A 24,593-nucleotide genomic window follows, 5' to 3' on the forward strand; every position below is an offset into this window, starting at 1 on the left:
GACTTCCGTCTCGACCTCACCGCGCCCGAACCGCGCGCCGACCGCCGTGTGGCACCGGGCGTCGACCGCACGGACGCGGTGCGGACAGCCTATGCGGTACGACCGCACCGGTCACCGGGCGCCGGTCAGCCGCCCTCCGCTTCCGTGACCGGCCGTCACAGCGCCGTGACTGCCCGCCCAAACCCGGGCGTGTCGTGTGGCCCCAGCTTCCGCACCAGCCACGGAATTTGGCACTCTGTGTGCTCCGGGGGGATGCTCGGGAGGGGATGACGATCATGAACGCGACACAGACGGGTCCGCATACGGACCCCGGCGGGAGACCGTCCGGCGGTTCCGGGACCGGCCGGGCGGGCGACTTTCGCGGTGGTGCGTACGGGGACCGGCACGGTGACGCGTACGGCGATCCGCGCACCGGCGGGTCCGGCGATCCACGGGTCGGCTGGAGCGCCGAGGGCGACCACACGCCCGCCCTGCACCACCGGCGTGACGGCATACTCCCGACCGTCGCCGCCGCGCTCTCGGTCCGCGGCGCCACCCTCACCGGCACGGCCGCCCGGGGCGATCAGCCGCCCGAGCTGCACCCGCTCGTCCAGGACTTCCTGGACACCCTCACCAGCGCCCAGCGCGACCGTTTCACCGGCCGGTGCGCCGAGACGATCCTGATCTCCCGGCACATATCCGCCGTCGACGCCGAACGCAGCAAGCGCGCCGCCCGCAAGCCGCTGACCAACGGCGAGGCCCGGCGGGCCCTGAAGCAGTCCAAGCTCACCGCGCGCCGCATCCGCGAGGACGGTGACCCCCTGCACGGCAGCTTCGCCGCCCCGTGCCGCGCGTGCGCCGCGCTCAGCGCGCATTTCGGCGTCCGCGTCGTCGACCCGGCGGCGGCCGACGACTGACTCCTCTCTCCCTCACCCCCCGCACCACGGCGCCCGTCGGCGCCCACCCATGACCTCGACGAACGAAGGGCAGATGCACGCCGACCGCACCTCCACGAGATTCGCCGTCCCCCTCGACGCAGCGCTGCGCGCAGCGGGGTGGCAGCCCGGGCGCTGGGACATAAAACAGGCCGAGTTCTGGGCCGACGCTCTGCGCGAGCACGAGTCGCCGGCCGGCCATCGCCACGCCGTCTTCCCCGCCGCCGTCGAGGCCTGGGCGGAGTTCGGCGGCCTGCACATCAAGCCGACGGGGCCGGGCCGCCAGATCGCCCCCGCAGCCGTCCACCTCGACCCGCTGCACGGCCTCCACATGGCCCGCACCCTCGGCGACCTCGGCCGCGCCCTCGACACCGAGGTCACCCCCCTGGGCACCGAGACGGACACCCAGGCCCTCCTGGCCATGGACATGGAAGGCCGCGTCTACGCCCTGGACCACACCGGCGACTGGTACCTGGGCCTCACGATCGACCAGGCCTTGACGACCCTGGTCACGGGGATAGACCCCCCACGCCTGACGACAGCCTGACCGACAGCAGGACCTGTCCCGACAGCACTGGAAATCGCCGTCCCTGCAAGGCTCCCAGGAACGCCGGGAACTGTGGAATCGCCGGCCCCACAACACCTCAGGGGCGCGGGGAACTGCGCGACCAGCCCCCACGAACCCGCAGCCGCCCGACAACCGAAAACACGCACCCCCGGAAGGCCACCGCTACGCCGGAATGACCGCCGAAACCCGATAGCCCCCCGCATCCGTGGGCCCGGACACAAAAACACCGCCCAGAGCAGTCACCCGCTCCTTCATGCCGACCAACCCGTTACCGCCGGAAGGCAACCGCGCCGAGGAGGCCGACGAGACCTCCGGCGGAGACTCGTTCTCGACCTGCATGGCGATCTCGGAAACCCGGTGGGCCAAGCGGACATGCGTCTTCGCACCGGCCGCATGCTTATGGACGTTCGTCAACGCCTCCTGCACGACCCGGTACGCCGTCTCCTCGACCTCCGCCGCGTAGAGCCGAACATCCCCCTCCACCGACAGATCCACGACCATCCCCGCCGCGGCCGACTGCCCGATCAGTTCGTCCAGTTCCTCGAGACAGGGCCCCTCACCGTCGTCCGCGAAGCGCGACGCGGCCACCGCGGCCGCGACCCCCACCGCCGCCAACGGCACCGTCGGTTCCGGGCGCCGGGAACCCTCCCCGCTGCGCAGCACGCCGAGCATCTCGCGGAGTTCGGTGAGCGCCTGGCGGCCCATGTCGCCGACGAGCACGGCGTTCCTGACGGCCTTCTCCGGGTCCTTCCGCGCCACCGCCTGGAGGGCCGCCGCGTGCACGACCATCAGGCTCACCCGGTGCGCGACGACGTCGTGCATGTCCCGCGCGATCCGGGTCCGCTCCTCGTTGCGGGCCCACTCGGCCCGCTCCTCCGCCCGCTCGGCCAGCAGCTGCAACTCGCGCTCGAGGCTGTCCGCCCGCTCGCGCAGGCTCTCCATCAGCCGCCGCCGCGCCCCGACGTACAGCCCGAGCAGCAGCGGCGGCGCGGTCATCCCGATCGCGGTGGTGATGGCGGCGAACGGCACGAACCAGTCGCCGAGGTCCAGGTCCCCCCGCGCCATGTCCTGGCGGACCCGCACGAACATCACGATCAGCATCCCGACCAGCGACATCCCGGCCAGCGAGGCGATGATCCGGCGCGGCAGCTCCGAGGCGGCCAGCGTGTAGAGGCCGACGATGCCCATCAGGTAGCCCATCTGGGCCGGTGTGATCGCGATCGCCACCAGCACGACGGCGATCGGCCACTTCCGCCGGAACAGCAGCGCCGAACCGGCCAGCACCCCGAACACGATCCCCGCGGCGAGCGGGATCCCCGCGTCCCGTGCGAAGTGGATCCCCTCGAACGCACACTCCACCGCGGACGCCACGGCCAGCCCGACGTCCAGTACGGCACTGCGCCACCTGGTCCACCACCACGGCCCTCCCCGGCCCGTGGTGTGTTCTTCCCCCGTCGTGGTCATGCCTCCAGCCTACGGGCGCCACCGCTCGCTTTTCGATGAGTTTCGACGGCGGGGCGAGGACCCGGCACGGACGAAGACCCGTCGCGTCGAGGGCGGTCGGTACGGCATAGTAGGAGCCGCCACCAGGCAGCCCGGCCGGACATCCGCTCCCGTCGTGCTCATTCCCCCGTGGTGTAATTGGCAGCACAGTGGCTTTTGGTGCCATTTGTCCGGGTTCGAGTCCTGGCGGGGGAGCAACACCCGCATCCAGCAACGCACTTCGGGCCCTGACAGCACTGTCAGGGCCCACTCTCATGTCCCCCATGAAACGCCCCGGTATCCTTCGGATGTCCCCACCTCATCCACAGCCGAAGGGCAACCCCGTGAGCGCCATTCGCCCGGCAGCCGTCGTCGTTCTCGCAGCGGGTGAGGGCACCCGTATGAAGTCGGCCACACCCAAGGTCCTCCATGAGATCTGCGGCCGTTCCCTGGTGGGCCATGTGCTCGCCGCCGCACGTGAGTTGGCGCCGGAGAACCTCGTCGTGGTCGTCGGGCACGCACGCGAGAAGGTCACCGCGCATCTCGGCGTGATCGACCCCGCCGTGCACACCGCCGTACAGGCGGAGCAGAACGGCACCGGGCACGCCGTACGGATCGGCCTCGAGGAGCTCGGCGGTTCCGTGGACGGGACCGTCGTGGTCGTGTGCGGGGACACCCCGCTGCTGACCGGCGAGACCCTGCGCCGGCTCGCCGCGACGCACTCCGCGGACGGCAACGCCGTCACCGTGCTGACCGCCGAGGTCCCGGACGCCACCGGCTACGGGCGGATCGTGCGGGACGACGTCACCGGTGCCGTCGTCGAGATCGTCGAGCACAAGGACGCGAGCGAGGCGCAGCGGGCGATCCGGGAGATCAACTCCGGGGTGTTCGCGTTCGACGGGCAGCTGCTGGCGGACGCGCTGAAGAAGGTGCGCACGGACAACAGCCAGGGCGAGGAGTACCTGACGGACGTGCTCGGGATCCTGCGGGAGGCCGGGCACCGGGTCGGGGCCTCCGTCGCCGGGGACCACCGGGAGATCGCCGGGATCAACAACCGGGTGCAGCTGGCGCAGGCCCGGCGGATCCTCAACGACCGGCTGCTGACCGCCGCCATGCTCGGCGGGGTGAGCGTCGTCGACCCCGCGACGACCTGGATCGACGTCACCGTCACCTTCGAGCAGGACGCGATCGTGCACCCCGGCACCGAGCTGCACGGCTCCACGCATCTCGGCGAGGGCGCGGAGGTCGGCCCCAACAGCCGGCTGACGGACACCCGGGTCGAGGCGGGGGCGCGGGTGGACAACACCGTCTCCTACTCCTCGCACATCGGCGCGAACGCGTCCGTGGGCCCGTTCGCCTATCTCCGGCCCGGCACCCGGCTCGGCGCCAAGGGCAAGATCGGGACGTACGTCGAGACGAAGAACGCCTCCATCGGGGAGGGCTCGAAGATCCCGCACCTCTCCTACGTGGGCGACGCGACGATCGGCGAGTACAGCAACATCGGCGCGGCCAGCGTGTTCGTGAACTACGACGGACAGGACAAGCACCACACCACCGTGGGCTCGCACTGCCGGACCGGTTCGGACAACATGTTTGTGGCGCCTGTCACGGTCGGGGACGGCGCGTACACCGCCGCCGGGTCCGTGATCACGAAGGACGTACCGCCCGGTTCGCTGGCCGTGGCCCGGGGCCAGCAGCGGAATATCGAGGGTTGGGTGGCCCGCAAGCGTCCGGGGAGCGCGGCGGCGAAGGCGGCCGAGGCGGCCTCGGGCCAGGGCGAGAGCGAAGACTGACCGGAAACGGGTGCGTCGAACACGGCGTACCGTGATAAACGCACACCCAGTTGATGAACCTCTGAGGAGACAGTGCTGTGACCGGGATCAAGACGACCGGCGAGAAGAAGATGATGTTCTTCTCCGGCCGCGCCCACCCCGAGCTTGCCAAGGAGGTCGCCCAGCAGCTGGGTGTCGGGGTCGTCCCGACCAAGGCCTTCGACTTCGCGAACGGCGAGATCTACGTCCGTTTCGAGGAGTCGGTGCGCGGCGCGGACTGCTTCGTGATCCAGAGCCACACGGCTCCGATCAACCAGTGGATCATGGAGCAGCTGATCATGATCGACGCGCTGAAGCGGGCCTCGGCCCGCTCCATCACGGTGATCGTGCCCTTCTACGGCTATGCCCGGCAGGACAAGAAGCACCGCGGCCGCGAGCCCATCTCGGCGCGTCTGGTCGCGGACCTCATGAAGACGGCGGGTGCGCACCGCATCCTCACCGTCGACCTGCACACCGACCAGATCCAGGGCTTCTTCGACGGCCCGGTCGACCATCTCTTCGCGCTGCCGCTGCTCGCGGACTACGTGGGCCGCAAGGTCGACAAGGACAAGCTGACGGTCGTCTCCCCGGACGCCGGCCGCGTCCGCGTGGCCGACCGCTGGTGCGACCGCCTCGGCGCCCCCCTCGCCATCGTGCACAAGCGCCGGGACAAGGACGTCGCCAACCAGGTCACCGTGCACGAGGTGGTCGGCGAGGTCGAGGGCCGGGTCTGCGTGCTCGTCGACGACATGATCGACACCGGCGGCACGATCTGCGCCGCCGCGGACGCGCTGTTCGCGCACGGCGCGGAGGACGTCATCGTGACGGCCACGCACGGCGTGCTCTCCGGGCCCGCCGCGGACCGGCTGAAGAACTCCCGGGTGAGCGAGTTCATCCTCACCGACACCCTGCCGACGCCGGGTGAGCTGAGCCAGGACCTCGACAAGATCACCGTGCTGTCGATCGCGCCGACGATCGCGAGCGCGGTGCGCGAGGTCTTCGAGGACGGCTCGGTGACGAGCCTGTTCGACGAGCAGTAGGCCCCTGAGCCGCGGATCGTCGTAGATCGATTTCTGCTACGGCCTCCCCGCCGAGTACGCTGACCCAGTTGCTCGGCGAGGGAGGCCGTACCCGTTCCAGGGTTCGGCGGTCCGTTATCGACGCGCTCTTCGTAGCAGGCCGATGTTCGGCCGGGTGACCACCTGCCCCAGGCTTATCAAGTCTTTCTACGAGGAGTGAACATGTCCGAGGTCAAGCTCGCCGCCGAGACCCGCACCGAGTTCGGCAAGGGCGCCGCCCGCCGCATCCGCCGTGACAAGAAGGTCCCCGGCGTGGTCTACGGCCACGGTGTCGACCCGGTCCACATCACCCTGCCGGGCCACGAGCTGCTGCTCGCCCTGCGCACCCCGAACGTCCTGCTCTCCCTGGACATCGAGGGCAAGACCGAGCTCGCGATCCCGAAGGCCGTCCAGCGTGACGCCGTCAAGGGCTACCTCGAGCACGTCGACCTGCTCCTCGTGAAGCGCGGCGAGAAGGTCACCGTCGAGGTCTACGTCCACACCGAGGGCGAGCTGGCCCCGGGCGCCTACCTCCTCGAGCACGTGCTGAGCACGCTGACCGTCGAGGCCGAGGCCACCAACATCCCCGAGTCGGTCACCGTCTCCATCGCGGGCCTGGAGGCCGGCGCCTCCATCGCCGCCAAGGACATCCCGCTCCCGGCCGGCACCGTCCTGGCCATCGACGAGGACGCGGTCGTCCTCCAGGTCCTGGCCGCCCAGGCGGAAGAGGCCGCTGCGGACGACGCCGAGGGCGAGTCGACCGAGGCCTGATCCTCACCTCATCACCGTTTCGCCGGCCGCTGTTCCCTTTGGGGGCAGCGGCCGGCTGCCGGGGGTTCGGGGGTGTCCACCGAAAAGCACAGCAATGGAGACATGGACGTGACGACCGACGCCAATGCCCCCTGGCTGATCGTGGGGCTCGGGAATCCAGGCCCGGAGTACGCGAGGAATCGGCACAACGTGGGCTTCATGGTGGCCGATCTGCTGGCGGAGCGGATCGGGGGGAAGTTCAAGCGGGCCGGCAAGGCGCAGGCGCAGGTCGTCGAGGGGCGGATCGGGCCTCCGGGGCCGGCCAACCGGCGGGTGATCCTGGCGAAGCCGATGTCGTACATGAACCTGTCGGGCGGCCCGGTGAACGCGCTGCGCGACTTCTACAAGGTGCCCCTGGTCAACGTCGTGGCCGTGCACGACGAACTGGACATCGACTACGGGACCCTGCGGCTGAAGCTGGGCGGCGGGGACAACGGCCACAACGGGCTGAAGTCGATGACGAAGGCGATGGGTCCCGACTACCACCGGGTGCGGTTCGGGATCGGCCGGCCGCCGGGGCGGATGCAGGTCGCCGACTTCGTGCTGAAGGACTTCTCCGGCACCGAGCGCAAGGAACTGGACTACCTGGTCGACCGCGCGACCGACGCGGCCGAGGCGCTGGTCCTCGAAGGTCTCGAGCGGGCGCAAAGCACGTACAACTCCTGACTTGTCGCCCGCCCGGGCCGACCCGAGTTGACCGCGCGCAGGGCCATGGCCAATGATCCCGGCCATGCCCGCCACAGCCGCCACCTCCCGCAAGACGCCGGTCGCCGCGCTGCGGTTCGGGCGGCTCGCGGCGATGGGGACGATCGCGGTGCTGATCATGGTCGCCGGTGTGTGGGCGTCGTGGGGCAGCGCCCAGTACGTGATGCTCACCAAGGGGCGCGAGCAGGGCACGGTCGAGGTCGCGCGGTGCGACGGGGACACCTGCACCGGTGCCTACACGCCGGTCTCCGCGGGCTCGGAGCCGCGCTCGCACGTCGTCATGGAGAAGACCGTCGCCGTGCAGAAGGGCCATTCCTACACGGTGGTCGTGAAGCCCGGCACGGACGAGGTCTTCCGGTGCGGGCTCGCGGGCGTCCTGTACGCGTGGGTACCGCTGGGCGGCGCGCTGCTGCTCGCGTCCGTCGTGGTGGCCGGCGGCCTCGGCCGGATCCGGCTGGGCTGGGTGCTGGCGGGCTCGGGAGCGGCACTGCTGACGGCCACGTTCATCGCCGTCCAGTGACCGACGTACGGACGCGTCCAGGAACGGCGGTGCCCCCGGGATCGTACGGATCCCGGGGGCACCGTCATGTCCGAGTGGCTCAGCCCGTGTTGCGCAGGCCCGCGGCGACGCCGTTGACCGTGAGCAGGAGGGCCCGGGCCAGCAGCGGGTCCGGGGTACGGCCGGCGGCCGCCGCGTCACGCTGGCGCTTGAGCAGGGTCACCTGGAGGTAGGAGATCGGGTCCAGGTAGGCGTCACGGATGGTGAACGTCTGCTTCAACACCGGGGTGGCGTCGAGGAGTTCGGTCTCGCCGGTGACCCGCAGCACCTCGGTGACGGTCAGCTCGTGCTCGGCCCTGATCGTGTCGAAGACGTGCTTCAACTCGTCCGGGACGAGCGTGTCGACGTAGTGCTGGGCGATCCGCAGGTCCGTCTTGGCCAGCGTCATCTCGACGTTGGAGATGAAGTTGCGGAAGAAGTGCCACTGCTCGTGCATCTCGTCGAGCACGGTGTCGAGACCCGCTTCGCGCAGCGCCTTCAGCCCTGAACCCACACCGAACCAGCCGGGCACGATCTGCCGGGACTGGGTCCAGCCGAACACCCACGGGATCGCGCGCAGTCCGTCGAGCGAGACGCCCGAGCCGGGGCGACGGGAGGGCCGCGAGCCCAGGTGCAGATCGGCGAGCTGGTCCACCGGCGTGGACGCGAGGAAGTACGTCGGCAGGTCCGGGTCCTCGACCAGCCTGCGGTAGGCCGCGTGGGCGGCGTCGCTGACCACGTCCATGGCCGCGTCCCAGCGGGCGAGCGCCTCGTCGGACTGGCGGGGCGAGGTGTGCAGGGCGGACGCCTGGAGGGTGGCCGCGACGGTCAGCTCCAGGTTCTCCCGGGCCAGCGACGGCACGAGGTACTTGTCGGAGATGACCTCGCCCTGCTCGGTCACCTTGATCTCGCCCTCCAGCGTGCCCCACGGCTGCGCGAGGATCGCGTCGTGCGAGGGGCCGCCGCCGCGGCCGACGGTCCCGCCGCGGCCGTGGAAGAGCCGCAGGCGTACGCCGTAGCGGTGGGCGACGTCACGCAGGCGCCGCTGGGCGCGGTGGATCTCCCACTGCGACGTCGTGATGCCACCGAACTTCGACGAGTCCGAGTAGCCGAGCATGACCTCCTGGACATCGCCCCGCAGCGCCACCAGACGCCGGTAGGACGGGTCGGAGAGCATGTCCTCCAGGATCGTGTCGGCGGCCTTGAGCTCGTCCGTGGTCTCCAGCAGCGGCACGATGCCGATCTTCGCCCACCCGGCGTGCAGGTCGAGCAGTCCGGCCTCGCGGGCCAGCACGGCGGCGGCGAACACGTCGTCGGCGCCCTGGCACATGGAGATGATGTACGACTCGACGACCTCGGGCCCGAACACCTCGAGGGCCCGCTTCACGGTCTGGAAGACACCGAGGGTCTTCTCGCCGGCCGCGTCCACCGGCGCCGGGGTCGGGGCCAGCGGCCGCCTCGACCGCAGCTCCTTGGCGAGCAGCTTGCCCCGGTACTCGCGGGGCATGTCGGCGTACCGCCAGGACTCCTCGCCGAGCCGGTCGAAGAGCTGGCCGAGGGCGTGGTGGTGGGCGTCGGCGTGCTCGCGCACGTCCATGGTGGCGAGCTGGAGGCCGAAGGCGGCCAGGGTGCGGATGGTGCGGTTCATCCGGCCGTCGGCGAACAGGCCGCCGCGGTGCTCGCGCAGCGAGGTCTGGATGAGCGTGAGGTCGGTGAGCAGCTCGCCGGTGCCGAGGTAGTCGCGGCCGGGCTGGTGCGGGGTGCCCTTGGCCAGGCGCTGCTTGGTGTTCTCCAGCTTCTGCCGGATGCAGGTGGCCTTGAGCCGGTAGGGCTCCTCCGCGTTCAGCCGCTTGTAGCGGGGGCTGATCTCGGGCAGCCGCTGGAGGTCGGTGCCGAGCGAGTCCAGGAGCTCGTCGGTCGCGCCCGTGTAGCGGATGGAGTTGGACAGGAAGCCGCGCAGCTCGTCGATCTGCTCCAGGGCGTCGTTGATGCCGTGCTCGTGCTGGAGGATCAGGACGTCCCAGGTCACCTGCGGGGTGACGTTCGGGTTGCCGTCGCGGTCGCCGCCGATCCAGGTGCCGAAGGTCAGCGGCCGGGTGGCGTCGGGGAGCTGGACGCCGACGCGCTCCAGCTCGGCGGTGAGGTCCTCCAGTACGTCGCCGACGGCGCCGGCGTGCAGTTCGTCGAGGTAGTAGATCGCGTTGCGGGCCTCGTCGGCCGGCTCGGGGCGTACCACGCGCAGTTCGTCGGTCTGCCAGACCAGGTCGATGTTCTCGGCCAGCCGCGTGTCGTAGCGGCGGCGGTCGGCCTCGATGACCGGGGTCTCCAGGAGCGCGGCGATGCGCCGGAGCTTGTTGAGGACGGACCGGCGGGCGGCCTCCGTGGGGTGGGCCGTGAACACCGGCCGCACGTTCAGGTTGCCGACGGTCTGGCGCAGGTGCTCGGGATCGGCGTCCTTGAGACGGTCGGCGGTACGGGCCAGCAGACCGCCCTCGGCGGCGCGCCGGGCACGCAGCTCGCGGCCCCGGTGCACCTGCTCGGTGACGTTGGCCAGGTGGAAGTAGGTGGAGAAGGCGCGCACCAGCTTGGCCGCGGTCTCCAGTTCGATGCCTCGCAGCAGCTCGGCGGCGGCCTCGCCGTCCTCGCGGGTGAGGCGGCGGACCTTCTCGACCAGCTCCAGGAGCTCGGGGCCCTCCTGCCGGACGAGGGTCTCGCCGAGCAGGTCGCCCAGCCGCCTGATGTCGGCGCGCAGCTCGCTGCTGGTCGAGGTGGTGCTCGTAGTCAGGTCGTCGGCACTGCTCACAGGTGCGGCTCCTTGCAGTGTTGAAGCTCGTCCGGGAGGGAACCCGGCCGACCGGGGCCGTGCGGCGAGCTGCCGCATACGGCCCTGACATCCGGGAAGGAATCAGAGCGGACCGCGCTGTCCGACCGACTCCAAGGATAGGTGTCCATGCGGACGCGCAGACTGTCGGGCTCCTTGCCGCCCGGCCATCCACTGCCATACTTACGATGCCGTAGGTTACGGAACCGTAGGGACTGTCGTAACGGAGCCCGGGCAAGGTTCCCGTTGCCGTCCCGGCACCGCCTCTCCACCATCGACCCCACAGGGGACGCCACCATGTCCACAAGTTCCGATGTGATCGACGACGCCCCGAAGGCGAACAACGACACCCCACTCCCCCCAGCGACCCTCGGCGGTGAGAAGAAGGGGACGGTCGAGCAGCTCGCGCTTCTCCTCTTCATCGTCGTACCCTTCGTGGCCCTTCTCGCAGCGGTGCCCCTGGCCTGGAGCTGGGGCGGTGTGAGCTGGCTCGACCTCGGGCTGCTCGTCTTCTTCTACTACCTCGGCTGCCACGGCGTGACGATCGGTTTCCACCGCTACTTCACCCACGGTTCCTTCAAGGCCAAGCGCCCGCTGCGGATCGCGCTCGCCATCGCCGGTTCGATGGCGGTGGAGGGGCCGCTGGTGCGCTGGGTGGCCGACCACCGCAAGCACCACAAGTTCTCCGACGCGGAGGGCGACCCGCACTCCCCGTGGCGCTTCGGCGAGACGCTGCCCGCGCTGATGAAGGGCCTGTGGTGGGCGCACATCGCCTGGATGTTCGACGAGGAGCGGACCCCGCAGGACAAGTACGCGCCGGATCTGATCAAGGACACGGCGATCCGCACGATCTCCCGGCAGTTCATCTACTGGACGATGCTCTCGCTGGCCCTGCCCGCCTTGATCGGCGGTCTGGTGACGATGTCCTGGTGGGGCGCCTTCACCGGCTTCTTCTGGGGTTCCCTCGTGCGGGTGGCGCTGCTGCACCACGTCACCTGGTCGATCAACTCGATCTGCCACGCGGTCGGCAAGCGGCCCTTCAAGTCGCGGGACCGCTCGGGCAACGTGTGGTGGCTCGCGGTGCTGTCCTGCGGTGAGTCCTGGCACAACCTGCACCATGCCGACCCGACCTCCGCGCGGCACGGTGTGATGCGCGGCCAGGTGGACTCCTCGGCGCGCATCATCCGCTGGTGCGAGCAGCTCGGCTGGGCCTACGACGTGCGCTGGCCGTCACGCTCGCGTATCGATTCCCGCCGGAACACCGACCAGGACGGCTCCCGGCGCGGGAGGGAAACCGCCGAGGCGGCATGATTGACGCCGTGGCGACCGACTCCAGCAGCACCCCGAGCAATGAAAAGCCGCGGCGTGCCCGCCGCACCCGGATGACGGGTGCCGAGCGTCGCCAGCAGCTGCTGGAGATCGGCCGCACCCTGTTCGCCGAGAAGGGCTTCGAGGGCACGTCGGTGGAGGAGATCGCGGCGAAGGCCGGGGTCTCCAAGCCGGTGGTGTACGAGCACTTCGGCGGCAAGGAGGGCCTGTACGCGGTGGTCGTGGACCGCGAGATGCGCCGCCTCCTGGACATGGTGACCAGCTCCCTCACCGCGGGCCACCCCCGCGAACTGTGCGAGCAGGCCGCCTTCGCGCTCCTGGACTACATCGAGGAGTACACGGACGGCTTCCGCATCCTGGTCCGCGACTCCCCCATCCCGCAGTCGACGGGTTCCTTCGCGTCCCTGATCTCGGACATCGCGACGCAGGTCGAGGACATCCTGGGCCGCGAGTTCAAGAACCGCGGCTTCGACTCCAAGCTGGCTCCCCTCTACGCGCAGGCCCTGGTCGGCATGGTCGCGCTGACCGGCCAGTGGTGGCTGGACGTCCGCCGCCCGAAGAAGGCGGAGGTCGCCGCCCATCTGGTCAACCTGGCCTGGCACGGCCTGGACGGCCTGGAGGCGAAGCCGCATCTGATAGGGCGCCGCAAGAGCTGACCGGCTGCGCGCACCGGCCGCGCGCAGAAAAAGGCACGCAGAAAAAAGGCGCACGCGAGAAGGCGGGCCCCTGCCGTCCCAGGCAGGGGCCCGCCTTGTTTCCCCGGCGCCGGCCTTGCAGTGCTCGACCGCATCGGCGCCCGAGCACGTCAGTCCTTGAAGACGTCCTTGACCTTCTCCTTGGCCTGGCGGGCGTCGCCCTTGGCCTGCTCGGCGCGGCCCTCGGCGGTCAGCCGCTCGTTGCCGACGGCACGGCCGACGGTCTCCTTGGCCTTGCCCTTCATCTGCTCGGCCTTGGCCTTGCCCTTTTCCTCTTCAGCCACCGTTCATCACTCCAAAGATCGGTCGGATTCCGGTGTCGCACTCCGGGTGTCCGCCGAGCCCTTCGGCAAACCTCGATCCCGCGGCTCAAGGAACTCCAGCCGGTTGCCGACCGGGTCGTCCGCGTAGAAGCGCAGGTGCCCCGGGAGGTCGTCGTCCCAGGTCACCGCCACTCCGTACGCCACCAGCCGGGCCGCGTACGCCTCGATGCCGGTGACCCGCAACCCCGGGTGCGCCTTCCTGGCGGGCCTGAAGTCGGCCTCGATCCCCAGGTGCAGCTGCACCGCCCCGGCCGCGAACCAGCACCCGCCCCGCGCCGCGAGCACCGGCGGCTTGGGGATCTCGGTCATGCCGAGGACGTCGGCGTAGAAGCCGCGCAGCAGTTCCTCGGAGCCGGGCGGGGCGGCGAGCTGGACGTGGTCGACGGCGGCGAGCACGGTCAGTCCGCCTTGCGGGCGACCGCGAAGATACGGCGGAAGGGGAACGGGGTGCCGTGCGCGGTCGCCGGATACGCCTCGCGCAGGGCGGCCCGGTAGGCGGCGAGGAACTCGTCCCGGGCGGCCGGGTCGTCGGCGAGAGCGGTGAGCACCGGCCGCAGCCCGGTCCCCTTGACCCAGTCCAGCACCGGGTCCTCACCGGTCAGGAGATGGACGTACGTCGTCTCCCAGACGTCGGCCGAGGCGCCGAGCGCGGTCAGCCGCTCCAGGTAGGTCTCCGGTGCGAGCACGGCGTCGTCGTGGCGGAGGGTCTCGGCGAGGCGGTCGCGGAAGGGGGCGGAGTGGGCCAGGTCGCGCATCAACTGGTGGCTGGGGGCCGAGAAGTTGCCGGGGACCTGGAAGGCGAAGGTGCCGCCGGGGGCGAGGGCGGCGATCCATTCGGCGAAGCGGTCGACGTGCCCGGGGACCCACTGGAAGGTGGCGTTGCTGACGATCAGGTCGTACGTGCCCTCGGGCGCCCAGGTGCGGACGTCGGCGTAGGAGAAGTCCAGGCGGCCGCCGCCGGGTGTCTGGCCCTCGTACTCCACGAGGGCCTTGTCGAGCATTTCGGGCGAGTTGTCGTAGCCGACGATGTGCGCGGCCGGCCAGCGCTCGGCGAGCAGGGCGGTCATGTTGCCGGGGCCGCAGCCGAGGTCGGCGACGCGGGGTGCGGAGGACGGCGGGTCCGGGATGCGGGCGAGGAGGTCGGTGAAGGGGCGGGCGCGGTGGTCGGCGTGGCGCAGGTACTGGGCGGGATCCCAGGTGGGAGTGGTCATGAGGTCCACCTTCCCCGCCCATATATCTTGATGTCAAGAGACTCGACTTCAAGAGACTTCATGTCGACACAACCACTACACTGATCGTCATGGAGGACGAGGTCGATCGGCTGGTCGCAGCGTGGCGCCGGGAGCGTCCGGACCTCGACGTGGAGCCGCTGGAAGTACTCAGCCGGGTGAGCAGGCTGGCGCGGCACCTGGATCGGGCGCGCCGGCTGGCCTTCGCCGAACACAGCCTGGAGCCCTGGGAGTTCGACGTGCTGACCGCGCTCAGGCGCGCGGGGACGCCGTATCAGCTCTCCCCGGGCCAGTTGCTGACGCAGACTCTGGTCACCTCGGGCACGATGACCAACCGCATCGACCGGCTGGCCAAGAAGGGCCTGGTGGAGCGGCTGCCCGACCCGAGCGACCGGCGCGGGGTGCTGGTCCGGCTGACCGAGGAGGGCCAGGACCGCGCGGACCAGGCCCTGGCCGGCCTGCTCGCCCAGGAACGCGCGATCCTCGCGGAGCTCTCCCGAGCCCAACGCGGCGAACTGGCAAGCCTCCTACGCCAACTGACGGCCCCGTTCGACAACATCCCGGGCTGAGCCGAGCGTTGAGCCTTGAAGACCCTGGCCCCGGTCGGGCACAGGGTCCCGGTCAGGCCGTGTGGGTCTCCTCCGCCCCGATGCGTGCCGTCGGTTCCAGGTCGACCGGACCTACTCCCGCCCTGCGCGCGAGCGCGACCGCGGCGAGGGTGGAGTGGACGCCGAGTTTGCCCAGGACGTTCTGCATGTGGGTGCGGACGGTGTGCGGGGAGAGGAACAGGCGCTCGGCGACGGCCTTGCGGCCCAGGCCGGCGACCATGCAGCGCAGCACTTCGCGCTCCCTCGGCGTGAGGGACTCCACCAGCCGCTCGCTCTCGGTGCGGTGCTTGCGCGCCGCCGTGAGTTCCCGCAGGACACCCGTGAGCAGGGCCGGCGGCAGATGCGTCTCGTCGCGCAGCACCCCCCGGATGACCGTGAGGAGGCGGGACAGCGAGCAGTCCTTCGCCACCCATCCCGACGCCCCGGCCTGCAGGGCCAGTGCGGCCCGCCGGGGATCGTCCTTCTCGGCCAGGACGACGATCCGGACGCCCGGCTGGGCGGTGCGGACGCCGGCGACGAGCGATATCCCGTCGACCAGCCCGTCCTCGCCGGCTTCCTGGAGCGGCACCGCGGGCCGGACGCCCGGCACGTTGCCCCCCAGGTCCGAGTCGACGAGCAGCACGTCGTAGCGGCGCCCCTCGGCGGCGGCGCGCTCCAGACTGCGCAGCGCCGCAGGACCGCTGCCGGCGGCGGAGACGTCGACATCGGGCTCTGCGGCCAGTGCCGCGGCGAGCGACTCGGCGAAGATGCGATGGTCGTCGACGACCAGGACACGGATGCGAACCACGAAACCCCCTTCCCCAAGCTCTCGAAGAGCAGGGGATACCCCATCGTCGGGAGACGACACGGGCGCAGGTACGACGCCCGAAGCGCGATGGCTGTGCACGGCCGCCGCCATGCGTGAACTGCTACCCCCACTTCGGGTGCCGTACCCGACTTGTCTCGCCCCCTGATCAGCACCGGCCCCCACCGGTGCCGTTCATCAGGGTACGGCTGGGGGGCGGGAGCGGAAGGTAATTTGCAGAACTGGTTGGCCAGCGCGTTTATGGTGAGCCGCATGTTTCGTCTTGAGACAGAAATCGACAGGGCCCGACGCGATCTTCTCCGTTCCCGACTCCGGGACACCAACACGGCCGCCTCACCGGTGCTGCGCGCACTGCGCGGAACCCCCGCGGAACGTGAACTTCCGCTCCATGTCTGGGCATTGGACGAGGCGGACGGCCTCGCCGGCGGCCTGGTCGGCCACACCTGGACGAGCTGGCTGCACGTGGCGTACTTGTGGGTCGACGACCGCCACCGCGGCGCGGGGCTCGGCTCCCGGCTCCTGGAGACGGCGGAGCGCGTCGCGCGCGAGGAGCGGGGCTGCGGGTCGGCCCGGCTGGAGACGTGGGACTTCCAGGCGCCGGAGTTCTACAAGAAACACGGCTACGAGGTGGTGTGCGTGATCCCCGACTATCCGCCGGGGATCACCGAGTACACCTTGACCAAGCGGCTCAGCTGAGCCGGCGCGCGCCCGGCGAGGGCACCGCCTCGAACACCCGCGGCGCGAGGAACCCGGCCGTGGCGAAGGCCTCTTCGACGGCCTTGGTGATCGTGTCCACGTCGGCGGTCTCCGCAAGGACGATCGCCGAGCCGCCGAAGCCGCCGCCGGTCATCCGGGCGCCGAGCGCGCCGGTGGCGACGGCGGTGTCGACGACGAGGTCCAGCTCCGGGCAGGAGACCTGGAAGTCGTCGCGCAGCGAGGCGTGACCGGCGACCAGCACCGGCCCGATCGCGCGGGTGTCCCCCGCCTCCAGGAGCGCGACCACCCGCTCCACCCGCTCGTCCTCCGTGACGACGTGCCGGACCAGCCGGACCACTTCCTCGTCGTCACCGAGCCGGGCCAGGGCCGCGTCGAGCTCGTCGTACGGGATGTCCCGCAGGGCGTCCACGCCGAGCAGCGCCGCGCCCTTCTCGCAGCCCGCGCGCCGCTTGCCGTACTCGCCCTCGCTGTGCGAGTGCTTGACCCGGGTGTCGACGACCAGCAGGCGCATGCCCTCGGCCGCGAGGTCGAAGGGGATCTGCTTCTGCGACAGGTCCCGGGTGTCGAGGAACAGGGCGTGGCCCTCCTCGCAGCACGCGGACGCGGTCTGGTCCATGATGCCGACCGGCGCACCGACGTAGACGTTCTCCGCGCGCTGGCACAGCCGGGCCAACTGCCAGCCCTTGAGACCCAGTTCGTACAGGTCGTTGAGCGCGAGGGCGACGACGACCTCCAGGGCCGCCGACGACGACAGGCCCGCGCCCGCCGGGACCGTCGAGGCCAGATGGATGTCGGCGCCGGTGACCGGGTGCCCGGCCTCGCGCAGCGCCCAGACGACACCCGAGGGGTACGCCGTCCAGTCGCGGTCGTTCTCGGGCACCAGGGCGTCCAGGGACAGCTCGACGACCCCGCTCTCGACGTCCGCGGAGTGCAGGCGCAGCACCCCGTCCGTGCGGCGTGAGACGGCGGCCACCGCGGTGTGCGGCAGCGCGAACGGCATCACGAAGCCGTCGTTGTAGTCGGTGTGCTCGCCGATCAGGTTGACCCGGCCCGGCGCCGCCCAGACGCCCTCCGGCTCGGTCCCGTACAGCCCGACGAAGTCCTCACGGACCTGCTCTGCCCCCACTACTGCTCCCTTGCGATCTGCTGCGCGAACTCCCAGGCGTCCGCGACGATACCCGCGAGGTCCGCGCGGGACGGCTGCCAGCCCAGCTTCTCGCGGGCGGTCTGCGCCGAGGCCACCAGCGACGCCGGGTCGCCGCCCCGGCGCGGGGCCACCACCTCGGGGATCGGGTGCCCGGTGACCTGGCGGACGGTCTCGATGACCTGGCGGACCGAGAAGCCCTCGCCGTTGCCCAGGTTGCAGATGAGGTGCTCGCCGGGGGTGGCGGCGGTCAGCGCGAGCAGGTGCGCCTCGGCCAGGTCGGCGACGTGGATGTAGTCGCGCACGCAGGTGCCGTCGGGCGTCGGGTAGTCGTCGCCGAAGACCGAGATGGCCTCGCGCCGGCCCTGGGCGACCTGGAGGACCAGCGGGATGAGGTGCGACTCGGGGTCGTGCCGCTCGCCCTGCGCGCCGTACGCGCCCGCCACGTTGAAGTAGCGCAGCGAGACCGCGCCCAGGCCGTGGGCCGCCGCCTCGCCGGTGATCATGTGGTCGACGGCGAGCTTGGAGGCGCCGTAGGGGTTGGTCGGGGCGGTGGGTGCCGTCTCGACGATCGGGACCTCGGTCGGCTCGCCGTAGGTGGCCGCGGTGGAGGAGAAGACCAGCTTGCGCACGCCGGCCTCGCGCATCGCGCCGAGCAGCGCCATGGAGCCGCCGACGTTGTTCTCCCAGTACTTCTCGGGCTTCACGACCGACTCGCCGACCTGGGAGAAGGCGGCGAAGTGCAGCACGCCCTCGTAGGAGGAGTCGAGCCACTTGGCGGCGTCACGGATGTCGCCCTCGACGAAGGTCGCCCCGGCCGGGACGCCCTCGCGGAAACCGGTGGACAGGTTGTCGAGGACGGTGACCTCGTGGCCCGCCTCCAGCAGATGCCGGGCGACCACGCTGCCGACGTACCCCGCGCCACCGGTGACCAAGTACTTGCTCATGAACTCGCTACCTCTCGCAGACGCTGGGCCGCGCGCTCCGGCGGCACGTCGTTGATGAACACGCTCATGCCGGACTCGGAGCCCGCGAGGAACTTCAGCTTGCCGGAGGTGCGGCGGATGGTGAAAAGCTCCAGATGCAGCGCGAAGTCGTCCCGGCTGACGCCGTCGAACTCCGCGAGCGCGCCGAACGGCGCCTGGTGCCAGCCCGAGATGTAGGGCGTGGGCGGTTCACCTTCGCCGAAGATCCGGTCGAAGCGCCCCAAGAGTTCCAGATAGACCTGGGGGAACTCTGTGCGCGCCTCCTCGTCCAGACCGAGCAGATCGGGCACCCGGCGCTTGGGATACAGGTGGACCTCGTAGGGCCAGTGCGCCGCGTACGGCACGAAGGCGGCCCAGTGTTCACTCTCCAGGACGACCCGCTCGCCGGAGAGTTCACGCTTCAGGACGGTGTCGAAGAGGTTCTCCCCGCCGCTCGCCTTTTTGTGCTGCGCGAGTTGACGCAGCATCAGCGCGGTGCGGGGGGTGATGAAGGGGTAGGCGTAGATCTGGCCGTGCGGGTGACCGAGCGTCACGCCGATCTCCTCGCCGCGGTTCTCGAAACAGAACACCTGCTCCACGGAGGGGAGATGCGACAGCTCCGACGTGCGGTCCGTCCACGCGTCCAGCACCAGCGCCGCCTGCTCCACGCTCAGGTCGGCGAAGGAGGCGTTGTGGTCGGAGGTGAAGCACACGACCTCGCAGCGCCCGGAGTCGCCGGCCAGCGAGGGGAAACGGTTCTCGAACACCACGACGTCGTACGAGGAGTCGGGGATCTCGCTCAGCCGGCCGTCCCGCGAGGGACACAACGGGCACTCGTCGGCCGGCGGGTGATACGTGCGGCCCTGGCGGTGCGAGGCGACGGCGATGGAGTCGCCGAGCAGTGGATCGCGGCGGATCTCGGAGGACGTGACCGTCGGCTCCAGCGGGCGACGGTCCACGGCGTCCCGCACGGTGTCATCGCGCAGATCGTAATAAATCAACTCGCGACCGTCGGCCAGCCGGGTCGAGGTCTTCTTCACTGCGGACTCCCGTTGTTCGAGCCAGCCAACCACCAAACAGAACCGAACACACCAAAACACAACTCACCACCTCAGTCAACATCACAATCAATCAAGGTGAGACAACGAACGTGTTGAATTACTGGGTGCAGAACCCCACATATGCCCCCGAGTCCACCCATACGACTGTGCAACTGGCAGCCGAGCTGCGACTCCCCACCAACTGGCTCGACTATCTGATCCTCGGCATCTACTTCGTCGTGGTGCTCGGCATCGGCTTCGCCGCCCGGCGTTCGGTCAAGACCAGCCTCGACTTCTTCCTCTCCGGTCGATCGCTGCCCGCATGGATCACCGGTCTCGCATTCATCTCGGCGAACCTCGCCGCCACCGAGATCCTCGGCATGGCGGCCAACAGCGCGCAGTACGGCGCGTACACCGTGCACTGGTACTGGATCGGCGCCATCCCGGCCATGGTCTTCCTCGGCCTGGTGATGATGCCCTTCTACTACGGCAGCAAGGTCCGCTCGGTCCCCGAGATGCTGCTGCTGCGCTTCGACAAGGCCGCACACCTGCTGAGTTCGATCCTGTTCGCCTTCGCGGCCATCCTGATCGCCGGTGTGAACCTGTACGCCCTCGCGATCGTGGTCGAGGCGCTGCTGGGCTGGCCGCAGTGGGTCGCGATCCTCGTCGCCGGCTTCTTCGTGCTGGCGTACATCACCCTCGGCGGCCTCTCGTCCGCGATCTACAACGAGGTGCTTCAGTTCTTCGTGATCCTGGCCGCGCTCATCCCGCTCGTCGTGCTCGGCCTGAAGAAGGTCGGCGGCTGGGGCGGCCTGACCGACAAGCTCGACGCGAGCCACGGCCACAACTTCACCACCGCGTGGGGCGGCACCGGCATCGGCAGCGCCAACCCGCTCGGCGCGAACTGGCTGACCATCGTGCTGGGCCTTGGCTTCGTGCTGTCCTTCGGCTACTGGACGACCAACTTCGCCGAGGTGCAGCGCGCGCTGTCCGCGAAGAACCTGTCCGCGGCCCGGCGCACCCCGCTGATCGCCGCGTACCCGAAGGTCTTCATCGTGTTCCTGGTGATGATCCCGGGCCTGGTGGCCGCGGCGCTCGTCCCGAAGATCGGCACCAGCGGCTCGGACCTCCAGTACAACGACGCGATCCCTTACCTGATGGAGCAGTTGCTGCCCAACGGCGTCCTCGGCATCGCGGTGACCGGTCTGCTCGCCGCGTTCATGGCCGGTATGGCGGCCAACGTGTCGTCCTTCAACACGGTGTTCACCACCGACATCTGGGGCAAGTACGTCGTCACGGACCGCGAGGACGCGTACTACGTCCGCTTCGGCCGGCTCATCACGGTGATCGGTGTGGCGGCCTCGGTCGGCACGGCGTTCCTGGCGTCGTCCTTCTCCAACATCATGAGCTACCTCCAGACCCTGTTCTCCTTCTTCAACGTGCCGATGTTCGTCGTCTTCATCGTCGGCATGTTCTGGAAGCGGGCCACCCCGAAGTCCGGCTTCTGGGGGCTGCTCGCGGGCACGGTGACCGCGATGGTGAACTACTTCTGGATCTACAAGCAGGGGATCATCTCCATCCCCTCCGACCAGGGCGCCAACTTCGTCTCCGCGATCGCCGGCTTCGTGGCCGGTGCGGTGGTCATGTTCATCGTGTCCCTGTTCACGCAGCCCAAGCCGGCCGAAGAGCTCCAGGGGCTGGTCTACGGCACGACCTCGCCGGGCATGACGGAGGCTCCCGCCGAGGGTGACGACGCGTGGTATCGCCGGCCCGCACTGCTCGGTTGGGGTGCCGTGATCCTGGCGGCCCTCTGCTACATCCCGTTCTCGTTCTAGTCGCGGGAGGATTGAGAGACCATGTCTGAACACTCAGGACGCTCAGAGCACGATCTTCAGCGCGAGGTCAGCGAGTTGGAGGGCAAGTCGACGACGGCCTCTCGGCTGTTCGACCTGCGGTTGATCATCGGCGGGCTGTTCGTCGTCTACGGCGTGATCGTCACGATCGCCGGGATCAATCCGTCGGACTCGTCGCTGGACAAGTCCGAGGGGATCAACATCAATCTGTGGACCGGGATTGCGATGCTGCTGCTCGGCATCTTCTTCCTGGGTTGGGTGAAGCTTCGGCCGGTGCCTCCGGTGGAGATCGCGGAGGAGAAGGACGAGGGGGCTTAGACCGGTTGCCGGGCGCGGGTGCGCTGTGGCTGGTCGCGCAGTTCCCCGCGCCCCTGGGTCGGCTGCAGTTGCCGCCGGCTTACAGGTCCGGGCCTGCTGAGTTGTTCAGTGGGCCCGCCCTGTCCAGAAGTCCCGTCCTCGCCGCCAAGGCCGCCGCCTCCAGCCTCGAACCCACCCCCAGCTTCATCAGGACCCTCTGCACGTGGGTGCGGGCCGTGGAGGGGGCGATGCCCATGCCGGCGGCGATCAGGCGGGTGTCCTCGCCGTCGGCCACCCGGACCAGGACCTCGACCTCCCTCGGGGTGAGCATCTGGAGCAGGCGCTGGCCCTCGTCGTCGGGCTGGGCCGCCGGGTTGAGGAGTTCGCTGAAGGCGCCTTGGAGGAGCTGTGGCGCGACCGCCGCCTCACCCGCCCGCGCCTTCATGATCGCCCGTTCCACGCCCTCGATGCGTTCGTCATGGCGTACGTAGCCGGAGGCCCCGGCCGCGAAGGCCGCGGCGATGCCGCGTGGGCTCGGTACCGGGCCCAGGACCAGGACCGCCACCTGCGGGCGCTCCCGTTTGATCCGCACCACCGGGTCGAACATGCCCGGCTCGGCCGGTGTGGCCGTCCCCAGCAGGCACACCTCCGGTGCCCGGCTGATCACCAGCTCCGCCGCACCGGCGGCGGGTGCCGCCGCGGCCAGCACTCGGTGTCCCCGCAGCTTGAGCGCCGAGGCCAACGCCTCGGCGAGCAATCGGTGGTCGTCGACCACCATCAGCCGCACTCCCATCGAGCAACCCCCCAGTCCCCCCAATGGATCCCCATGGACGCACGGAAGCCCCCCTCCGGCTCCCCCGCCCTCCATGACCCCGGAAGCTACACGCTTGTTCGACGTTGCGCTCCCCCTACTGGTGAGAAGTGCCCTGGATCGACGGATTTTCTGGCTTTCCACTCATTCGAGGGTGATGAGCGGTACGCGCACGGCCCCGCCCCTGAGCAGGGACGGGGCCGTCACGGAACGGACGTGGATCAGCCGCGGGTTCAGCCGCTGGTGCCGAAGGCGAGCGCCAGATACTCCTTGTCGCCCGCGGTGGACGAGGAGTCGGCGTAGACCGCGGACATGTAGAGGTGACCCTGCCGGTAGATGATCTCGGAGTACTCCGGCAGCATCCGCGACTCGGCGTCGCGCACCGAGTCCGTCGCCGGGTTCTCCAGCAGCTTGGTCTCCTTGAAGGTGCCGCCGTCGAGGCTGACGATCTGGCCGCCCTTGTCGTAGGGCGGGCGCTTGTACGCGATGAGGTTGGCGCCGTCCATGCGCAGCGGGGTGATGGTGTAGCCGTCGCCCGCGTCGCCGCGCTGCCCGGTCTGCTTGCCGGTGGCGAGGTCGAAGACGACGACCTCGTTGCTCTGGCCCTTCTCGCCGCCGCTGTCGTGCTCCTCGGTCGGCACGTACAGCCGGTCGTTGCCGACCGCGAGACCGGAGCAGTTCTCGATCCGGGAGATGCCGTCGCACTTGGCCGCGTACTGGTCGCCCGGCGCCGAGATGCGGGTGCGCAGCTTGCCGGTCTTGTTGTCGATGGAGAAGAAGTCCGAGATGCCGCTGCCGTCGCCCGCGGTGTCGCCGACGTCGGCGGCCACCACCAGCGGGTTCGTGGACACGACGGCCGCGTACTCGATGCCGTCGGACATCTTGTACTCCGAGATCACCTTCCCGGACTTCGGGTCGATGGTCTGGATGTGCAGCTGCCGCTGGCCGTACGCGCCGCACTTGCGCACCGCGACCAGCTTCTCGCCGCCGGCGTACCCGGCGTCGTAGCAGGTGTCGGTCGGCTTGGGCGCCCACAGGGACTTGCCGGTGGTGAGGTCGAACGCGCCGCCGCCGCTGGTGCCGCCGACCGCGACGGTGTTCGCGCTGACGGTGACGTTGTCGAAGTTGATCGCCGTGTCACCGGTCTTGACCGTCTTGGTCCACAGCTTCTTGCCGGCGCCGAGGTCAAGGGCCGCGACCTGGCTGCAGCCGTGCGCGGGCTCGGCCTTGGTCGGCATGGCGGGCTCGTAGACGATCGCCGTCAGCCCGCTGTCGGTGGCGTGCTTGCTGGACTGGCAGACCGGGCCGGGCAGCTTGATGGTCCAGAGCTTGGTGCCCTTGTCGGGGTCGTAGCCGTCGATCTCGGCGACGCCGCTCTTGACGTACGCCTTGTCGGTCAGCCAGGAGCCGTTCACGGCCACGCTGTTGACGCCCTTGGCGACCTCGGGCTCGGGGACCTGGAAGAGGACCTGGGAGGCGGTGTTCGCGGGCACCTTCTCCTCGCCGCCGGTGGACGTGCCGCCGGTGTCGCCCTTGTCGTCCTTGCCGCCGGTGGGGCCGGCCGAACTCGCCTGCTTGTCCTGCTTGTCGTTCTTGTCGTCGTTCTTGCCGGACGAGGAGTACCAGATCCCGCCGCCGACGATCAGCGCGATCGCCACGACCGCCGACACGATGATCGCCACCTGCGCGTTGACCTTCCGGCCGCCGCCCGGCTGCCCCGGCTGCGGGTGCAGCGGCACGGTGGTCGGCTGCGGATAGCCGTAACCGGGCTGCTGGCCGTAGGGGTTGGGCGTCTGGCCGTACGGACTGGGCTGCTGGGCGTACGGGTTGGGCTGCTGGCCCGGGTAGCCGTACCCCGGCTGCTGCGGCGGCTGGGGTGCCTGCGGGGCGCCGAAGCCGGGCTGCTGCGGGGGCGCGGCCGGCGGGGCCTGGGGCGGCGGCGCCTGCGGGTAGCCGTAGCCCGGCGGCTGCTGGGGCGGCTGCTGCGGCTGGTCCTGCGGCGGGCCGAAACCGGGCTGCTGCGGTGGCTCGTTGGGCGGCGGGGGCGGCGGCTGGGTCATGGCGTGAGTA

24 protein-coding genes and 1 tRNA gene are annotated in these 24,593 nt (G+C 70.2%); 14 read left to right on the forward strand and 11 right to left on the reverse strand.

Annotation, left to right across the window (positions count from 1 at the left end):
* Positions 1 to 266 precede the first annotated feature (266 nt).
* Together ACWD5F_RS14600 and ACWD5F_RS14605 are read left to right on the forward strand one after the other, a co-directional pair.
* Complete coding sequence (locus tag ACWD5F_RS14600; protein ID WP_451254302.1) at positions 267 to 896, forward strand: YwqJ-related putative deaminase; 630 nt, start codon at positions 267 to 269, stop codon at positions 894 to 896.
* 73 nt (positions 897 to 969) lie between these two features.
* A complete protein-coding gene (locus ACWD5F_RS14605) occupies positions 970 to 1,461 on the forward strand; it encodes an SUKH-3 domain-containing protein (RefSeq protein ID WP_451255093.1) in 492 nt (163 codons plus the stop codon).
* A gap of 183 nt (positions 1,462 to 1,644) precedes the next feature.
* On the opposite strand, the gene ACWD5F_RS14610 is transcribed toward ACWD5F_RS14605, so the two are convergent.
* Positions 1,645 to 2,946: a sensor histidine kinase gene (locus ACWD5F_RS14610; protein WP_451254304.1), complete on the reverse strand. Its 1,302-nt coding sequence runs from the start codon at positions 2,944 to 2,946 to the stop codon at positions 1,645 to 1,647.
* A 162-nt stretch (positions 2,947 to 3,108) separates the two neighbouring features.
* On the opposite strand from ACWD5F_RS14610, the gene ACWD5F_RS14615 reads away from it, so the two are divergent.
* The 6 genes from ACWD5F_RS14615 to ACWD5F_RS14640 all read left to right on the forward strand — a co-directional run bounded on the left by ACWD5F_RS14615 (position 3,109) and on the right by ACWD5F_RS14640 (position 7,868).
* A tRNA-Gln gene (locus ACWD5F_RS14615) sits at positions 3,109 to 3,180 on the forward strand.
* A gap of 128 nt (positions 3,181 to 3,308) precedes the next feature.
* Entirely contained in the window at positions 3,309 to 4,757 is a 1,449-nt protein-coding gene (glmU, locus tag ACWD5F_RS14620) for a bifunctional UDP-N-acetylglucosamine diphosphorylase/glucosamine-1-phosphate N-acetyltransferase GlmU (RefSeq protein WP_451254306.1), read from the forward strand.
* A gap of 77 nt (positions 4,758 to 4,834) precedes the next feature.
* Complete coding sequence (locus ACWD5F_RS14625) at positions 4,835 to 5,815, forward strand: ribose-phosphate diphosphokinase (protein ID WP_124003789.1); 981 nt, start codon at positions 4,835 to 4,837, stop codon at positions 5,813 to 5,815.
* Between the two features lie 201 nt (positions 5,816 to 6,016).
* Positions 6,017 to 6,604, forward strand: coding sequence for a 50S ribosomal protein L25/general stress protein Ctc (locus tag ACWD5F_RS14630; protein ID WP_451254307.1), 588 nt, complete (start codon positions 6,017 to 6,019; stop codon positions 6,602 to 6,604).
* A gap of 102 nt (positions 6,605 to 6,706) precedes the next feature.
* Positions 6,707 to 7,309 carry an aminoacyl-tRNA hydrolase gene (pth, locus tag ACWD5F_RS14635; protein WP_451254309.1) on the forward strand — a complete coding sequence of 201 codons (603 nt, stop codon included), beginning with the start codon at positions 6,707 to 6,709 and terminating at the stop codon, positions 7,307 to 7,309.
* 64 nt (positions 7,310 to 7,373) lie between these two features.
* Positions 7,374 to 7,868 (forward strand): hypothetical protein, encoded by a 495-nt coding sequence (locus ACWD5F_RS14640; RefSeq protein WP_451254311.1) that lies wholly within the window; start codon positions 7,374 to 7,376, stop codon positions 7,866 to 7,868.
* A 79-nt stretch (positions 7,869 to 7,947) separates the two neighbouring features.
* Here ACWD5F_RS14640 and ppc read toward each other — a convergent pair whose 3' ends face one another.
* Positions 7,948 to 10,689 carry a phosphoenolpyruvate carboxylase gene (ppc, locus tag ACWD5F_RS14645; protein ID WP_401716642.1) on the reverse strand — a complete coding sequence of 914 codons (2,742 nt, stop codon included), beginning with the start codon at positions 10,687 to 10,689 and terminating at the stop codon, positions 7,948 to 7,950.
* Between the two features lie 315 nt (positions 10,690 to 11,004).
* Between ppc and ACWD5F_RS14650 the strand changes: the two genes are divergently transcribed.
* Complete coding sequence (locus ACWD5F_RS14650; RefSeq protein WP_451254313.1) at positions 11,005 to 12,018, forward strand: acyl-CoA desaturase; 1,014 nt, start codon at positions 11,005 to 11,007, stop codon at positions 12,016 to 12,018.
* On the forward strand, positions 12,015 to 12,692 hold the full coding sequence (locus tag ACWD5F_RS14655; RefSeq protein ID WP_401716637.1) for a TetR family transcriptional regulator: 678 nt from the start codon (positions 12,015 to 12,017) through the stop codon (positions 12,690 to 12,692). Before ACWD5F_RS14650 ends, ACWD5F_RS14655 begins: the two co-directional genes overlap by 4 nt.
* 149 nt (positions 12,693 to 12,841) lie before the next feature.
* On the opposite strand, the gene ACWD5F_RS14660 is transcribed toward ACWD5F_RS14655, so the two are convergent.
* The 3 genes from ACWD5F_RS14660 to ACWD5F_RS14670 are packed head-to-tail and all read right to left on the reverse strand — an operon-like array spanning position 12,842 to position 14,265.
* On the reverse strand, positions 12,842 to 13,015 hold the full coding sequence (locus tag ACWD5F_RS14660; protein WP_401716634.1) for a CsbD family protein: 174 nt from the start codon (positions 13,013 to 13,015) through the stop codon (positions 12,842 to 12,844).
* A gap of 6 nt (positions 13,016 to 13,021) precedes the next feature.
* A complete protein-coding gene (locus ACWD5F_RS14665) occupies positions 13,022 to 13,450 on the reverse strand; it encodes a glyoxalase (RefSeq protein ID WP_451254316.1) in 429 nt (142 codons plus the stop codon).
* Between the two features lie 2 nt (positions 13,451 to 13,452).
* Positions 13,453 to 14,265 (reverse strand): trans-aconitate 2-methyltransferase, encoded by an 813-nt coding sequence (locus tag ACWD5F_RS14670; protein ID WP_451254318.1) that lies wholly within the window; start codon positions 14,263 to 14,265, stop codon positions 13,453 to 13,455.
* An 89-nt stretch (positions 14,266 to 14,354) separates the two neighbouring features.
* Here ACWD5F_RS14670 and tamR point away from each other — a divergent pair, with 89 nt between their 5' ends.
* Positions 14,355 to 14,852 (forward strand): MarR family transcriptional regulator TamR, encoded by a 498-nt coding sequence (gene tamR, locus ACWD5F_RS14675; protein ID WP_451254320.1) that lies wholly within the window; start codon positions 14,355 to 14,357, stop codon positions 14,850 to 14,852.
* 52 nt (positions 14,853 to 14,904) lie between these two features.
* On the opposite strand, the gene ACWD5F_RS14680 is transcribed toward tamR, so the two are convergent.
* The gene (locus tag ACWD5F_RS14680; RefSeq protein ID WP_401716623.1) at positions 14,905 to 15,678 is read right to left on the reverse strand and encodes a LuxR C-terminal-related transcriptional regulator; all 774 of its coding nucleotides are present in this window, start codon (positions 15,676 to 15,678) and stop codon (positions 14,905 to 14,907) included.
* 258 nt (positions 15,679 to 15,936) lie between these two features.
* Between ACWD5F_RS14680 and ACWD5F_RS14685 the strand changes: the two genes are divergently transcribed.
* The gene (locus ACWD5F_RS14685) at positions 15,937 to 16,392 is read left to right on the forward strand and encodes a GNAT family N-acetyltransferase (protein WP_451255095.1); all 456 of its coding nucleotides are present in this window, start codon (positions 15,937 to 15,939) and stop codon (positions 16,390 to 16,392) included.
* Here ACWD5F_RS14685 and galK read toward each other — a convergent pair.
* The 3 genes from galK to galT are packed head-to-tail and all read right to left on the reverse strand — an operon-like array spanning position 16,385 to position 19,562.
* Entirely contained in the window at positions 16,385 to 17,539 is a 1,155-nt protein-coding gene (gene galK, locus ACWD5F_RS14690; RefSeq protein WP_451254322.1) for a galactokinase, read from the reverse strand. The two genes, ACWD5F_RS14685 and galK, sit on opposite strands and share 8 nt — an antisense overlap.
* Complete coding sequence (galE, locus tag ACWD5F_RS14695) at positions 17,539 to 18,504, reverse strand: UDP-glucose 4-epimerase GalE (protein WP_401716618.1); 966 nt, start codon at positions 18,502 to 18,504, stop codon at positions 17,539 to 17,541. The genes galK and galE overlap by 1 nt, the downstream gene beginning before the upstream one ends.
* Complete coding sequence (gene galT, locus ACWD5F_RS14700; protein ID WP_401716615.1) at positions 18,501 to 19,562, reverse strand: galactose-1-phosphate uridylyltransferase; 1,062 nt, start codon at positions 19,560 to 19,562, stop codon at positions 18,501 to 18,503. The genes galE and galT overlap by 4 nt, the downstream gene beginning before the upstream one ends.
* A 125-nt stretch (positions 19,563 to 19,687) precedes the next feature.
* On the opposite strand from galT, the gene ACWD5F_RS14705 reads away from it, so the two are divergent.
* Together ACWD5F_RS14705 and ACWD5F_RS14710 are read left to right on the forward strand one after the other, a co-directional pair.
* The gene (locus ACWD5F_RS14705; protein WP_451254325.1) at positions 19,688 to 21,397 is read left to right on the forward strand and encodes a sodium:solute symporter family protein; all 1,710 of its coding nucleotides are present in this window, start codon (positions 19,688 to 19,690) and stop codon (positions 21,395 to 21,397) included.
* A 21-nt stretch (positions 21,398 to 21,418) separates the two neighbouring features.
* Entirely contained in the window at positions 21,419 to 21,733 is a 315-nt protein-coding gene (locus ACWD5F_RS14710; RefSeq protein ID WP_451254327.1) for a hypothetical protein, read from the forward strand.
* Between the two features lie 79 nt (positions 21,734 to 21,812).
* Here ACWD5F_RS14710 and ACWD5F_RS14715 read toward each other — a convergent pair whose 3' ends face one another.
* Together ACWD5F_RS14715 and ACWD5F_RS14720 are read right to left on the reverse strand one after the other, a co-directional pair.
* The gene (locus ACWD5F_RS14715) at positions 21,813 to 22,505 is read right to left on the reverse strand and encodes a helix-turn-helix transcriptional regulator (RefSeq protein WP_124003804.1); all 693 of its coding nucleotides are present in this window, start codon (positions 22,503 to 22,505) and stop codon (positions 21,813 to 21,815) included.
* A gap of 251 nt (positions 22,506 to 22,756) precedes the next feature.
* Positions 22,757 to 24,583 (reverse strand): outer membrane protein assembly factor BamB family protein, encoded by a 1,827-nt coding sequence (locus tag ACWD5F_RS14720; RefSeq protein WP_451254329.1) that lies wholly within the window; start codon positions 24,581 to 24,583, stop codon positions 22,757 to 22,759.
* Positions 24,584 to 24,593 lie beyond the last annotated feature (10 nt).

This window comes from Streptomyces sp. NPDC002499 (assembly GCF_053595415.1).

What these genes read in the sequence shown, in the direction of transcription:
- ACWD5F_RS14600 (WP_451254302.1), top strand. Translation starts at nt 267, where the DNA reads ATGACGATCATGAACGCGACACAGACGGGTCCGCATACGGACCCCGGC.
- ACWD5F_RS14605 (WP_451255093.1), top strand. Translation starts at nt 970, where the DNA reads ATGCACGCCGACCGCACCTCCACGAGATTCGCCGTCCCCCTCGACGCA.
- ACWD5F_RS14610 (WP_451254304.1), bottom strand. Translation starts at nt 2,946, where the DNA reads ATGACCACGACGGGGGAAGAACACACCACGGGCCGGGGAGGGCCGTGG.
- ACWD5F_RS14630 (WP_451254307.1), top strand. Translation starts at nt 6,017, where the DNA reads ATGTCCGAGGTCAAGCTCGCCGCCGAGACCCGCACCGAGTTCGGCAAG.
- pth (WP_451254309.1), top strand. Translation starts at nt 6,707, where the DNA reads ATGGACGTGACGACCGACGCCAATGCCCCCTGGCTGATCGTGGGGCTC.
- ACWD5F_RS14640 (WP_451254311.1), top strand. Translation starts at nt 7,374, where the DNA reads ATGCCCGCCACAGCCGCCACCTCCCGCAAGACGCCGGTCGCCGCGCTG.
- ACWD5F_RS14650 (WP_451254313.1), top strand. Translation starts at nt 11,005, where the DNA reads ATGTCCACAAGTTCCGATGTGATCGACGACGCCCCGAAGGCGAACAAC.
- ACWD5F_RS14655 (WP_401716637.1), top strand. Translation starts at nt 12,015, where the DNA reads ATGATTGACGCCGTGGCGACCGACTCCAGCAGCACCCCGAGCAATGAA.
- ACWD5F_RS14670 (WP_451254318.1), bottom strand. Translation starts at nt 14,265, where the DNA reads ATGACCACTCCCACCTGGGATCCCGCCCAGTACCTGCGCCACGCCGAC.
- tamR (WP_451254320.1), top strand. Translation starts at nt 14,355, where the DNA reads ATGGAGGACGAGGTCGATCGGCTGGTCGCAGCGTGGCGCCGGGAGCGT.
- ACWD5F_RS14685 (WP_451255095.1), top strand. Translation starts at nt 15,937, where the DNA reads ATGGTGAGCCGCATGTTTCGTCTTGAGACAGAAATCGACAGGGCCCGA.
- galE (WP_401716618.1), bottom strand. Translation starts at nt 18,504, where the DNA reads ATGAGCAAGTACTTGGTCACCGGTGGCGCGGGGTACGTCGGCAGCGTG.
- ACWD5F_RS14710 (WP_451254327.1), top strand. Translation starts at nt 21,419, where the DNA reads ATGTCTGAACACTCAGGACGCTCAGAGCACGATCTTCAGCGCGAGGTC.
- ACWD5F_RS14715 (WP_124003804.1), bottom strand. Translation starts at nt 22,505, where the DNA reads ATGGGAGTGCGGCTGATGGTGGTCGACGACCACCGATTGCTCGCCGAG.
- ACWD5F_RS14720 (WP_451254329.1), bottom strand. Translation starts at nt 24,583, where the DNA reads ATGACCCAGCCGCCGCCCCCGCCGCCCAACGAGCCACCGCAGCAGCCC.